Origin of the sequence: Caulobacter sp. 17J65-9 (genome assembly GCF_010975005.1) — a bacterium.
Taxonomy (GTDB): Bacteria; Pseudomonadota; Alphaproteobacteria; order Caulobacterales; family Caulobacteraceae; genus 17J80-11.
Genome location: NZ_JAAIVC010000026.1, coordinates 1 through 12,798, shown reverse-complemented (window position 1 = coordinate 12,798; position 12,798 = coordinate 1). Strand labels below are relative to the sequence as shown.

Here is a 12,798-nt window from a genome sequence, read left to right as displayed (position 1 = left end):
CTCCCCTGTGAAGCGCAGCGGAACGGGGGAGGGGGACCGCCCGAAGGGCGGTGGAGGGGGCGAGCCGGAAGCGCGGCGTCCTCGGTTTTCGTGACGTGCAATTTCAATCGGAGCAGGCGCGGTTCGCCCCCTCCACCATGCTTCGCATGGTCCCCCTCCCCCGCTTCGCAGGGGAGGAGAAGCGCTACGCCCGCAACCGTCCCGTTTCCGCAACCGACGCGGCCAGCTTGGCGTCGCCGCCGCCGGCGTAGACGGTCAGGCGGGCGTGCAGTTCGTGCAGCGGGCGCTGCTCCAGCACGTCGGTGCCGGTGGTCGGCTGATGCAGGCCCAACAGGCGGTCGACCACGCCGGACGGGCCGACCAGCGGAGCCAGCAGGATCTCAAGTCCCAGCCGGTCGCCGGCCTGGGTGCGACCCTCGGTCATGATCACCACGGGTTCGACCCCGCGCACGGCGGCCACCGCCGCGTCGCGGGCGGCGGCGCGGCTGGGCGAGGCCCACATCGACAGGAAGGGCGCGGCGCGCAGCGAGCGGCCGTGCAGCTGGATCACCTCGTCGCCGGCCAGGCGCAGCGGCAGGCCGCCGGCGCCGCGTCCCACCATGAACACCTGCGGGAGGAGCTTGTGCAGGACCATCGGGTCGAAGGCCGCGCGCGACGGCGCCGACGGCCCGGTGCGCAGGCTGCGCCAGTAGTCGATCACCCGCTGTGTGTTGGTATGGAACACCCGGCCCTCCTGTAGGCGGGGACTCGCAAGAACCCGACCGCGAACGGGCATAACGGCGCCGCTTGGGCTTTGTTGCAGGCTCCGCGGGGCCTTAACCACGAATGTGGAGCGGAACGGATTTTGCTGAGGCCTCCCGGAGAGTTTCGGAGGGGCACGCATGCTCGCACGCTTCAACACCTGGCTGGCCGCCGCCGCGGGTCTGGCCGTCCTGGCGCTGGCCGGACCGGCCGCCGCGCGCTGCTGCACGGCGACGCCGCCGTGCTGCACCGCTCCGCCCCCGCCGCCTCCGCCCTCGACGCCCTGCTGCACGGGCGGGCACACGGTCAACGTGCCCGGCGTGAACGTGGTGGTTTCCGGCGCGGTGGTGGTCAACGCCTCGGCCTCCGCTTCGGCGAGCGCGTCCGCCGGCGCTTCGGCGGGCGGGGTGGTGTTCATCGGCGGCGGCTCGTCCTGGTACGTCGACCAGCCGCAACCCGGCCTGATCCAGGGCCTGAACGTCGAAACCGCGGCCGAAGCCGAGGCCAGCGCCCACGCGGTCGCCGCCGTCTCGACCCGCACGGTGACCAGGCGCGTCGCCATCCAGGCGGTCTGCCTGGACGACCGGGCCGTGCCGCACCCGGCCTCCCAGGTCCGTCCGGATCGCGAGGTCGACGAGACCTATGACGGCGAGATCTTCCGCTGCCTGGCCGGCAGCCGCATGCAGGCGACGGTGGCCGACTATTCCGACGCCCTCAGCTTCGACCGTGGCGAGACCATCGCCTGCGTGAAGGGCGAGGCCCTCTATCACGCGCCCGGCGGCCAGGTGGCCTGCCGCACCCAGAAGCCGGCCCGCGACTGCAACGAGCGTTCGCTGCTGCGCCGCTATGGCGCGGGGGTGAAGGTGCTGACCATGTCCCGAACCGAGACCTACCGCCGTGAGGAGACGGAAGCCTCCGCCTCGGCGTCGGCCAGGGCGTCGGCCGGCTCCTCGCTGAGCATCAGCCTCGACGGCGGGGTGGGCGGGATCGTCCGTTAAACACCCGGTTCAGGCCCGGTTCAGGCCCTAGGGGCCAGGATGCGGGCGTCGACCCTCTCCGTCGACATTGTCCTGAGTGCGAAACTGCCCCCGCGGCCTTCCGGCGCGGGGGCTTTTTCGTATGCGCTCAGCCCGCCCTGGCTTCGGCGCGGCGCGGCAGCTTCCAGTCGGGGCGGGGGAAGTGGCAGGTGTAGCCGTTCGGGATCCGCTCCAGATAGTCCTGGTGCTCGGGCTCGGCCTCCCAGAAGTCGCCGACCGGCTCGACGGCGGTGACCACCTTGCCCGGCCACAGGCCCGAGGCCTCGACGTCGGCGATGGTGTCCAGGGCGACCCGCTTCTGTTCGTCGCTGGTGTAGAAGATGGCCGAGCGGTAGCTGAGGCCGATGTCGTTGCCCTGGCGGTTCAGCGTCGTCGGGTCGTGGATCTGGAAGAAGAACTCCAGCAAGTCGCGGAAGCTGGTGACCGCCGGGTCGAACACGATCTCGATCGCCTCGGCGTGCGTGCCGTGATTGCGGTAGGTGGCGTTCTTCACGTCGCCGCCTGAGTAGCCGACCCGGGTCGAGATCACGCCGGGGCGGCGGCGGATCAGGTCCTGCATTCCCCAGAAGCAGCCGCCGGCGAGGACGGCGCGCTCGGTCGTGGACATGGCGTTCCTTTCGGTGGAGGCCGCCATGGCGACGGCCGTCCCTCGACAGATTGGGCGAGCGTCGGCGGGCGCAAGCCCCCGCGCCGTAAGACGCGGGGGCTCCGGGCGTCGACCTACTTCGCCGCCGCCAGGCCGGGCACGTGGCCCTGGCCCTGGATCACCTGCATGGACGAGGCGCGGATCGCCTCGCCCATCGGCTCGGCCCGGCCGCCCAGGCAGGGCTGCAGGAAGTTCTCCGCCGCCGCGGTGAAGGCGATGTTGTTCTCCGGCCGGCGCCAGCCGTGCCCTTCGTCGGGGAACATCAGGTAGGTGACGGGGATGTTCTTGGCCGTCATGGCCGCCACGATCTGCTCGGACTCCGCCGGGCGCACGCGCGGGTCGTTGGCGCCCTGGCCGATCAGCAGGGGCGCCTTGATGTCGCCGGCCTTCCACAGCGGCGAGCGCTCCTTCAGCAGGGCCCGGCCGGCTTCCGTCGTCGGGTCGCCCATGCGCCGGTAGAACTGCGCCTTCAGCGACTCCCAGTAGGGCGGCAGGGTCGAGAGCAGGGTCTCCATGTTCGAGATGCCGTACTCGTCGATGCCGCAGGCGTAGCGGTCGGGCGTGAAGGTCATGCCGGCCAGCACCGCATAGCCGCCGTACGAGCCGCCGTAGATCGCCACCTTGTCGGGCGTGGTGACGCCCTGCTTGACCGCCCAGTCGACCGCGTCGTCCAGGTCGTCCTGCATCTTGCGGCCCCATTCGAGGTCGCCGGCGGAGATGAACTTCTTGCCGAAGCCGGCCGAGGCCCGGAAGTTCGGCGACAGGACCGCATAGCCGCGGTTCGCCAGCCATTGGGTTCGCGGCGAGAAGCCGTAGTTGTTGCGCCCCCAGGGGCCGCCGTGCGGCATGAGCACCAGCGGCACCGCCTTTTCCGGCACGCCGTCGCCGTCCGCGTCGGAGCCCGGCGGCAGGGTCAGGTAGGACACCTGCACCAGTCCGTCGCGCGAGCGGATCTCGATCGGGTGCATGGGGGCAAGCGGGGCGCCTTCCAGCTGCGGCCGGGTGACGAACAGCTTGGTCAGCGTCCTGGTCTTGCGGTCGAACTTGTAGAAGGCGGTCGGCGCGGTGACCGGATCGGCGCTCAGCACCCAGACGGAATCGTCGTCGCTGCGCGAGGTCACCTGCGGGGTGGCGTGCAGGCGGTCGGCCAGCCAGGCGAGGTCGGCCTGGGTGCGGCCGTTCAGGCCCTTCCAGGTCTCGGTCAGGTAGTTGACGCTGTAGGCGTCGATCCGGCCGGTCTTGGGATCGGTCATGTAGTCGCCGATGTCGGCGCGGGCGTCCTGGCCCAGCACCGTGACCTTGCCCGTCGCCCAGTCCTGGGCCGTCAGGGCGGCGGTGTCGCGGTCACGCGAGTCGATCCAGTAGAGCGTCTTGCCGTCGTCGGAGAAGCCGGCTGGCAAGGTGGTCTGCGAGTCCTCCAGCCCGATGCTGGCGAACGGCTCAGCCGCCGGCTTGCCGCCCTCGATCCGGTAGAAGTCCGTGCCGCCGTCGTCGCGCGGCTTGGACGCCATGCGCGGGGTCAGCGTCCCGTCGGCGGTGAAGTCGGCGAAGCCGTCGTTCTGCAGCACCAGGGTGAGCTTCCCGCTCTTCAGGTCCAGGCTGTAGAGGTCGTGCCACTTCGGATCGCGGTTGTTCAGCCCGACCAGGATCTTGTCCGTCACGTGCCGGACGATGCCCCAGACGTTGACGCGGGTGTTCTCGAACGGGGTCAGGTCGCGGACCACGCCGGTGGCGACGTCGGCGCCGTACAGGTGGAAGTTCTCCTCGCCGCCCGCGTCGTTGACGTACAGGATCATCGAGGAGTCCGGGGCCCAGAAGTACTGCGGGATCGGCCGGTTCTTTTCCTGGGTGAGGGGCTTGGCCGCCTTCGGATCGGAGGCCGGCGCGACCCAGACGTTCAGCACCCCGTCGCGCGGCGCCACCCACGACAGCCAGCGGCCGTCGGGGCTGACCTTGGCCTGGGTCCGCTCGGGATTTCCGAAGAACACCTCGCGCGGGATCAGGGTCGGCTGCTGAGGCGCGGCCAGGGCGGCGGCGGACGAAGCGGTGAGACCGGCCGTCAGCGCGGCGGCGAGCATGAGACGCATGTTGTTCTTATTCCCCGTCGGCGGGGCGAACGACGATCGTCCGCCGCCCCCGGGAGTGAGAGGCGGGCGGACGGGCGCTCGGATGCGCGTCTTGGTGTTAAATCTCGTTCATGCAGGCTGCGGTCGGCCTGAAAGCAGCGTCGGCGGGGCTTACTGCGCCCCGCCGGTCTTGGTCAGCTGCGCTTCCGGCACCACCACCAGCTTCCAGGACTTGTCGGTCAGGTAGGCCTGGGCGGCCTTCTGCACGTCGGCGGGGGTGACCCGCTCCAGGCCCGGGATCGAGGCGCGGATGGCGTCGAGCTTCTTCGGATCGGTCTGGGCGCCGCTGAGCTGGCCCAGCCAGTACTCGTTGGTGGCCTTGGCCTTCTCCAGCGCCTCGACGCGGGGGCGCCGCGCGCGGTCCATCTCGTCGGCGGTCGGCGGCTTGGCGCGCAGGTCGGCGGCGATCTTGGCCACGTCGCGGAAGAAGCCGTCCAGCTTCTCCGGCGGCGCCTCGATCGAGGCCGACAGGTAGCCGTAGCCCGGGAAGGTCCAGGACGACTCGAAGGCGGTCGAGGGCGAGTAGGTCACGCTCTGGTGCTCGCGCAGCTCCTCGGTCAGGCGCAGGTCCAGCACGCGTTCCAGCATGCGCAGGGTGCGCGCCCGCTGCGGGTCGCTGGGGAAGTCCGGCGTGGCCCAGGCGACGTAGGCCAGGCCCTGGTCGGCGCGGCCCTTGTGGGTGAAGCGCAGCGGCTGGGCGTTCGGCGCCGGGAAGGCCACCTTGGCGGCGTCGGCCGCCGGCGCGACCGGATGGCGGGCCGGCAGGGCGCCGAAGGTCAGCGCCGTCTGACGGATCGCCTCGTCCAGGTTCACGTCGCCGACGATCACCACCTCGATCGGGCCGTTCTGCAGCGGGCCGGTGACCAGCGACTTCACCTCGTCGAGGCTGGACTTGGCCATCTCCTCGCGGCTGGGGAAGGCCCAGCGCGGGTCGCCGTTCTTGACCAGAGAGGCCAGCTCGCGGCCCAGCACGCCGCCCGGCGTGGATTCCAGCTGGGCGTGCAGGGTGGCGCCGTAGGCGCGGGCCCGCTGGAACGGCTCCGGCCGCCAGGCCGGATCGGTCAGGTAGGCGGTCAGCACCTGCATCTGCAGGCCGAAGTCCTCGGGCCGGGTGCGGCCCGACAGGGTGAAGGCTTCCTCGCCCAGCGACAGGCTGGCCCCGTAGACGTTGGAGGCCAGCACCTGCTCCATCTCTTCGGCGGTCAGCTTGCCGAGGCCCCCTTCGGTGAAGGAGGCGCTGGTCGCCCAGGCCGAGGTCTCGTGGTCCTTCGGCAGGTCCAGATAGCCGTCGCCGACGCGGACCGAGACGAGGATCTGGTCGTCGCGGAACTTGGTCGGCTTCACCGTCAGGCGCACGCCGTTCTCGAAGCGGACGAAGGTGGTCTCGAGGTCCAGGACGTCGCGCTCGTCGGCGACCTTTCCGGCCGGTCCGAAGTCGGTATAGGCCCAGGTCTTGGCGCCGACCGCGGTCGGCGGCGCGACCTCGGCGGTCTGCGACTGGGCGAAGGCCTGCGCCACCTTGGTTTCGCCGCCCTCGATCGGGGTGGGCGAGGTGACGAACACCAGCGGGCCCTGGCCCGCGAACTGGGCTTTCAGAGTCTCGGAGACGGTGGCGGCCTTCAGGCCCTTCACGGTCTCTTCGAACAGGGCCAGGTCGTCGGCGGGCGAGGTGTAGACCTCGTGGTCGTCGACGGAGTCGACCAGGCCCGCGGCCAGCACCGGGGTGCGGCGCGTGGCGGCCCCGGCCACGCCCTGGGTGAGGGCGGCGCGCAGTTCGCTGATCTCGCGGTCGAGCTCTTCCTGCAGCACGCCGTACTTGACGATGCGGCGCTCTTCCTGCTCGGCCGCCGTCATCGCCTCGCGCCAGTGGCCGGGCTGGGTGGTCATGGTCAGCAGGGTGACGTCGGCGGAGTCGAGCTCGGTGTAGCGGTAGGCGGCCGCGCCCAGGAAGGGCGGCTCGCCGGCGCGGGCCAGGCGCTCGTAGCGGCGGTTCAGCACGGCGAAGCCCAGCTGGCGGATCAGCGCCTTGCGCCGGTCGGCCTTGGTGTCGGGTTCGCGGTCCGGCGGGTTCAGCCAGCCGATCTGGACGGTGGAGGCGCCGCCCGGCTCGACCACCACCTCGGCCTCCTGGCCGCGCGGGGCCAGCTGGCCCTGGTCCGCCTTCGCGCCCGCCGGACCCTGCGCGGTCCAGTTGGCGAAGCGGCCCTTGATCTTGGCTTCCATGGCGTCGACGTCGAAGTCGCCGACCGCCACCAGGGTGGTGTTCTCGGGCCGGTAGTAGGCCCGATAGAAGTCGACCAGCGGCTCGCGCGGGGCGGTCTTGATCACCTCGGTCGAGCCGATCGGGAAGCGCTTGGGCGCCAGCTGGCCCTTCAGCAGGAAGTCGTAGCGGGCGTGGGCGATGCGCATGCCCGGGCCGTCGCGGGTGCGCTCCTCCGACAGCACCACGCCGCGCTCGCGGTCGATGGCGTCGGACTTCAGCAGCGCCTCGCCGGCGGCCTCGCGCATCAGGAACAGGCCGGTGTCGACGGTGCTCTCGTCGGTCTTGGGCAGGTCCAGCTGGTAGACGGTCTGCTCGAACGACGTGAAGGCGTTGGTGTCCGGGCCGAAGGCCAGGCCGGCGCGCTCCAGGATCTTGACCATGTCGCCCTCGGCGACCTGGCTGGTGCCGTTGAACACCATGTGCTCGATGAAGTGGGCCAGGCCCAGCTGGTCGTCGCGCTCGTTCAGCGAGCCGGCGTCGACCCGCAGGCGCAGCGACGCCTGGCCGGGCGGGGTGGCGTTCTTCATCAGCACGTAGCGCATGCCGTTGGGCAGCACGCCGTAGCGCACGGCCGGATCGGGGACGAGGTCGCTGCCGTCCTGGGCCCACACAGTCTTAGCGGCTGGAGCTTGGGCGGCGACGACCGGTGCGGGCGCGGCCGGTTTCGGCGAAACCGGGGCCTCGGCGGTGCGGGTCGGGGCGGGCGTGTCGGAATGGAACACGCGCTCGACCATGGCGCACCCGGACGTCGATCCGGCGATCAGGGCGGCCGCGAGCACGCGTTTGAGGTCGTTCATGGACGTCTCGTCTCCTCCGACCGCGCGAAAGTGACCGGACGGCGTGGCCGATACAAGGCGCTGCGGCGAAATTCATGGGGGCGCGGGAACGCTTTCGAAACCGGCGCGAGATCAGCCGCCCGGGCTGCTCACATAGAAGCTGGCGGTGTTGCCGATCGCGGTGGACGTGCCGACCACGGCCCGGTTCGATCCCGTGATGTTGATCGAGGCGGTCGCCGAAATGTCGGCGTCGTTGATCTGGCGGCTGTTCGCGTTCAGCACGCCGGCGCACTCCGAACAGGCGTAGCCGGTGGTGGCGTTGCCGATGGCGGTCGCCGAGGCGTAGCCGTCGTAGCCGGCGTGGCCGACGAACTCCGACGCCGCCTCCACCCCGCCGGTGTTGAGCTGCAGGTTGTCGACCGTGACCACCACGTCGTTGTTGCTGGCCACCGACGAGTTGCCGACGCCGTAGGCCATGGAGGAGGCCGCGCCGAAGTCGTAGGCGCTGACGCTCGACTGGGCCAGGACCGCGCCGCCGTTGGTCTGATCGAAGGCCGCGTCCAGCGAGCCGCCCTGGTTGGCGACCGTGGCGGTGTTGGCCGCGGCGGTGGCGGTTCCGGCCAGGTTCCAGGCGTTGCCGGCGGAGACCTGGGTCACCGCCTGGGTGCGCGGGCCGCCGCTGGTGCGCTGGACCACGCGCGCTTCCTGGGCCGCGTTCGTGCCGCTGGACGAGACGCTGTTCGACACCGCCGAGGTGGTGAAGGCGGCGGGCGCGGGCACATATTGAAGAGTGGCGCTGGTGGCCGCGTCGACCTGGGCGCCGCTGACCTGCTCGACCGCGTAGGTCGCGCGGCCGTTCTCGACGCCGAACGCCTGGGCGTTGGCCAGCGCCGTCGTCGAGACGCCGGCGCCGCCCAGATAGCGGCCGTTCGGCGTGTCGATGGCGGTGCGGCCGGTGATCCAGGTCGAGCCGGCGGTCTGGGTCACGTCGGCGGTCAGGTCCGCGCGGTAGGCGGCGGCGTCGCCGGTGTTGCCGACCGCGGTGGTGACCAGCGTGGTCGCGCCGCCGACCTGGGCCGCGCTCATGGTCGTGGTCGCGTCGATGCGGGCGCGCAACTGCTGGTCCGAGCGCAGCACGAGCCGACCGTTCTGCACGGCGCCCGACAGGGCGTTGCCGGTGGCGGTGGTCGCGCCGGTGACCTGGTCGTCGACCGTGACGACGTTCAGGGTCTGGCCGGAGAACACGTCCCCGGTCTGGACCTGCTCGTTGTCCAGGCTCTGACTAGTAGCGGCCCCGACGAAGGTTGTCGTCGCGATCAGCGTTCCAGCGAGAAGGGTCCTGACGGGTCGCGGCATTGTTCGTTCCGAGATTGTCGTAGGCCGGGATGAAGGCGCCGGTGACGCCGGCGGTGTTGGTGCGCCCGCCCAGCGGGTCGTTGGCGGCGTCCAGGCAGGCTTCGGGGCCGGTGACCCCGTAGAGGTTGGCCATCATTTCGACGACCGCGCGCTCGACCACGGCGCGGACGGCCAGCTGCACCGGCTCCAGCCCGCCTTCGCCGGCCGAGATGTCGATGACGTTGCCGTCGAAGAAGTCGAACAGGCCGCCGCTGACTTCGCGGCCGATGATCTGCTTCTGGTAGGAGACCACGTCGACCACCTCGAGGGTGCGGGTCTCGACCAGGCGCAGGTCCAGGCCGACGTTCATCACGAAGGTCCGCCCGCGCGCCACGCCCTTCAGGCCCTTGGTCGCGCTCTCGCCGCCGGCGACGTCGAAGCCGGCCGAGCGGATGTTGTAGTTCAGCTCGGTGACGCCGCCGACCAGATAGAAGTCGGAGCCGGGCACCTGGCCGGAGGTGATTTTCCGGTAGCTCTGCGGCTGGCCCGGCGTGGCCAGGGCCTCGTCGGTGATCAGCTTGTTGTTGGCGTATTTGAGCTCCAGCTCCGACACCGAGGTGTCGTAGCGCTCGACCAGCCGCGCGCCGGACTTGGCCAGGGCCGAGATGGCCATCAGCGACGCGCCTTGCGTCACCTTGCGGCCGCCCTCGGCTTCTTCCTTGCCGGTGTAGTCGCTGATCCGGCCGACCGCGATGCGCGGCGAGGGCAGGTTGTGGCGACGGGCGTGGTCGCCCAGGCAGACCAGGGCGGCGGAGTAGGGGGTCGGGTTGGCGGTGACCGGCGCGTTGCCGATCGGCTGGGCGTAGACGCCGCTGGGCCCCGCCACCGGCGAGACGCAGGCGGTCAGCGCCAGCGAGGCGACCGCCAGAACCGCGGGCGCGCGCAGGCGGCGCGTCAAGTTACTGCGGGCCGTCAAGGTCGATGCTCCCGTTGAGGTCGGCGCCGGCGACGACGTCGCCGTTGTTGATCTGGGTGGAGTTGATGATCACCGTGTTCCAGGAGCCCTGGACGATGACCGACAGGTTGTTGCCGATGGCCGTGGCCCCGCCGAGCGCGCCGGCCCCGGCGTAGGCGTCGCCGGCCCCGAAGGCCGAGGCGCGGGCGTAGACGCTCTGGTCGGAGCCGATCTGCATCACCCCGTCGACGATCACCCGGTTGCCGTTGGCGTCGCGGGTGGAGGGGTTGACCGGGCGGTTCTCCTGGCCCGGCGTGCGGCCGTAGCCGGCGTTGTACTCGGCCGAGGTCGACGACATCGACTGGGCGGCCGCCCCGGAAGCGCACAGCGCGAGCGCCAGCGCGCTCAGGGCCGCGGCTTTCGCGTGGCGTGGTGTCTCGAACATGGACGTCTCCCCCGTCGGGCGAATTCCTGATGCCTTCGACAGCAACGGGCGTGCCAAAGTCGAACGTGGTTCTTATGAGACGCCTTGAGATTCGGATCGCGCTCGCCAAATGGGCGGCGAAACCGGCGCGGCGCGCGCACGCTTTAAGGAAGGACAAGGTCGGCGGATGCAGGAGGGCGTGGTGAGCGGCAGGCGAGGCGAGCCGATGTTCAGCGCGCCGTGGCCGCCGGTGGCCCTGGCCGCCCTGATCCTGGGCGGCTACGCCTGGCAGGCCTCGCTGCCGCTCGAATTGAACCAGCAGGTCCAGCAGATCTACGGCCTGGCCCCGCGCGACCTGGAGCAGGGGCGCACCATCGGCCTGTTCACGGCCCTGCTGGTGCACGGCAACTGGGCCCATGCGGCCCTGAACGCGGTCGGCGCCTTCACCTTCGGCGTGCCGGTGGCGCGGCTGTTCGGACAGTCGCCGCCGCGCGCGCTCGCCTTCTTCGCCTTCTATGTACTGTGCGGCGTGCTCGCCAGCTGGGGCTACGCCCTGCTGCATCCGGGCAGCGCGGTGGTGATGGTCGGCGCGTCGGGGGCGGTGTCGGGCCTGATGGGCGCGGCCGCGCGACTGCTGGAAGGGCGCGGGCGGCTGGGGCCGGTGTTCAGCCGCACGGTGGTGGGCATGGGCGCGGCCTGGATCGCCGTGAACCTGCTGGTCGGCGTGGTCGGTTTCGCGCCCGGCTCGGGCGGCCAGGCGATCGCCTGGGAGGCGCACATTGTCGGCTTCTTCGCCGGCGTGCTGCTGATCGGCCCGTGGGCGGCCCTGTTCGCGCGCCGGCCGCGGCCGCTGGTCGACGACGCCGACCCGTTCGCCGGCGCGAATTGATTCCGCGCCCGCTTTGGGCGACCCTTGCTCGGTGAAGAGGACGCCGGAGCGCGGCCCGCCAGGCGCGAGCGCGCTCCAACGCAAAAAGATTGGAGCCTTCCGGCCCGTTTCGGACGTTCCCCGCTGACGGGAGGGCTCCAGGCACGCTCGGGAGGCGCCGCATGCTCGTCACTGAGATACTGAAAGCCAAGGGCGACGCGGTGTTCACCTGCGCCCCGGACATCTCGCTCCAGGACGCCGCGCGCGAACTGCAGGCCCGCAAGGTGGGCGCGCTGGTGGTGCTCGAGAAAGGCCGCGTCGTCGGCATATTCTCGGAACGGGACGTGGTGCGCGCCGTGGCCGACGACGGTCCGCCGGCGCTGGAGCGGCCGGTGCGCACATATATGACCAAGAAGGTGGTGGTCGCCCTGCCGACCGAGACGGTCGACGAGCTGATGGGGCGGATGACCGACCGGCGGGTGCGCCACCTGCCGGTGATGCGCGAGGAGAAGCTCAGCGGCATCGTCTCGATCGGCGACCTGGTGAAGAGCCGTATCGCCGAGACCGTGCTCGAGGCCGAGACGCTGAAGCACTACATCGTGCACGGCTGACCCGCGGGCGAGGGGAGGGCGATGCCCTGCGGATTTGTTCGGACCCAAAATGTCGCGCTCAGGCGCCTTGCGTTGCTGGGAGCGGGTCCGTATATCCGCCCCTCGCTCGGGGACGGGCGACGCCGGTCGGCCGAAAGGGGTAGTGACCCTCTTGCGGCCGCTACGTGCTTTCGCTATCGTCCCCAGCCTCAATCGAATCGTCCGGACTTTGGGGGAAGCTCCTCGGCTCCCGCGACGACTTTTGCGTTCTGAATTCCGGCTCGCCGGCGGATCGCGAAATTCCTGAAAAGGATCGGTTGACACCGGATCGGCGGATCAATAGATACGCCGCTCCCCGCGGGATCCGGAAGTATTCGGATAACGCGGTGAAGTAAAAAGCGAGCTCTTCGAAAGAAAAACGCGCTTGACACTGGAGCGGTGGATCAATAGATACGCCGCTCTCTGCTAGATCCGAAAGTCTTCGGCTCTGGCGGGAAGTGAAGAGCAGGTTCTTCGAAAGAAAAAACTGCTTGACACCGGATCGGCGCTTCAATAGAAGCGTCGCTCCTCGCAAAAGCCGGAAGCATCCGGCCGGAGCGAAAAGTGAAAAGTGGTTCTTCTTCAAAAAGAACTGCTTGACACGGAAAACGGGGCGGAATAAAAGCCGCCCTCCTCGCCGCCACCGGGCGCTAAACGGTGGGGCCGCTGAGGCGGTCGGGTCTTTGACATCGTTGATCTGGAAAGAGAAACGCAGGCGGCGGCGTTCTGGCGAACGGCTCTAGAAGCTGTTCTGAACGCTGACGAATGCGGTCTCTTGAAGAAGACACCATGAATGTCGGTCCTTCGGGATCGACGATCGTGGGAACTCGTCAAGAAATACGCAGACTACGCCAACCGGTCCTTCGGGGCTGGTTACGCGAAGGTCAGTGCTCAACTCAACCTGAGAGTTTGATCCTGGCTCAGAGCGAACGCTGGCGGCAGGCCTAACACATGCAAGTCGAACGAACCCTTCGGGGTTAGTGGCGGACGGGTGAGTA

General features: G+C 70.1%; 10 protein-coding genes and 1 rRNA gene. 4 read left to right on the top strand and 7 right to left on the bottom strand.

The window, feature by feature from the left end:
• Positions 1-184: 184 nt before the first annotated feature.
• Entirely contained in the window at positions 185-724 is a 540-nt protein-coding gene (locus G3573_RS06660) for a PAS domain-containing protein (protein ID WP_163260301.1), read from the bottom strand.
• A gap of 157 nt (positions 725-881) precedes the next feature.
• On the opposite strand from G3573_RS06660, the gene G3573_RS06655 reads away from it, so the two are divergent.
• On the top strand, positions 882-1,739 hold the full coding sequence (locus G3573_RS06655) for a hypothetical protein (RefSeq protein WP_163260300.1): 858 nt from the start codon (positions 882-884) through the stop codon (positions 1,737-1,739).
• A 127-nt stretch (positions 1,740-1,866) separates the two neighbouring features.
• On the opposite strand, the gene msrA is transcribed toward G3573_RS06655, so the two are convergent.
• The 6 genes from msrA to hfaA form a co-directional block, all read right to left on the bottom strand.
• Positions 1,867-2,385 carry a peptide-methionine (S)-S-oxide reductase MsrA gene (msrA, locus tag G3573_RS06650; protein ID WP_163260299.1) on the bottom strand — a complete coding sequence of 173 codons (519 nt, stop codon included), beginning with the start codon at positions 2,383-2,385 and terminating at the stop codon, positions 1,867-1,869.
• A gap of 113 nt (positions 2,386-2,498) precedes the next feature.
• The gene (locus G3573_RS06645) at positions 2,499-4,511 is read right to left on the bottom strand and encodes a S9 family peptidase (RefSeq protein WP_163260298.1); all 2,013 of its coding nucleotides are present in this window, start codon (positions 4,509-4,511) and stop codon (positions 2,499-2,501) included.
• 150 nt (positions 4,512-4,661) lie between these two features.
• Positions 4,662-7,610: a M16 family metallopeptidase gene (locus tag G3573_RS06640; protein ID WP_163260297.1), complete on the bottom strand. Its 2,949-nt coding sequence runs from the start codon at positions 7,608-7,610 to the stop codon at positions 4,662-4,664.
• 111 nt (positions 7,611-7,721) lie between these two features.
• Positions 7,722-8,945 carry a holdfast anchor protein HfaD gene (gene hfaD, locus G3573_RS06635; RefSeq protein ID WP_163260296.1) on the bottom strand — a complete coding sequence of 408 codons (1,224 nt, stop codon included), beginning with the start codon at positions 8,943-8,945 and terminating at the stop codon, positions 7,722-7,724.
• Positions 8,872-9,900, bottom strand: a complete 1,029-nt coding sequence (gene hfaB, locus G3573_RS06630) for a holdfast anchoring protein HfaB (protein WP_276208686.1) — start codon at positions 9,898-9,900, stop codon at positions 8,872-8,874. Before hfaB ends, hfaD begins: the two co-directional genes overlap by 74 nt.
• Positions 9,884-10,324, bottom strand: a complete 441-nt coding sequence (gene hfaA / locus G3573_RS06625; RefSeq protein WP_163260295.1) for a holdfast anchoring protein HfaA — start codon at positions 10,322-10,324, stop codon at positions 9,884-9,886. The genes hfaB and hfaA overlap by 17 nt, the downstream gene beginning before the upstream one ends.
• Before the next feature lie 181 nt (positions 10,325-10,505).
• Here hfaA and G3573_RS06620 point away from each other — a divergent pair, with 181 nt between their 5' ends.
• The 3 genes from G3573_RS06620 to G3573_RS06605 form a co-directional block, all read left to right on the top strand.
• Positions 10,506-11,192: a rhomboid family intramembrane serine protease gene (locus G3573_RS06620; protein ID WP_346427349.1), complete on the top strand. Its 687-nt coding sequence runs from the start codon at positions 10,506-10,508 to the stop codon at positions 11,190-11,192.
• 161 nt (positions 11,193-11,353) lie between these two features.
• Complete coding sequence (locus G3573_RS06615) at positions 11,354-11,782, top strand: CBS domain-containing protein (RefSeq protein WP_163260294.1); 429 nt, start codon at positions 11,354-11,356, stop codon at positions 11,780-11,782.
• A 915-nt stretch (positions 11,783-12,697) separates the two neighbouring features.
• Positions 12,698-12,798: ribosomal RNA gene (locus G3573_RS06605) — 16S ribosomal RNA — on the top strand; the annotation flags it as partial.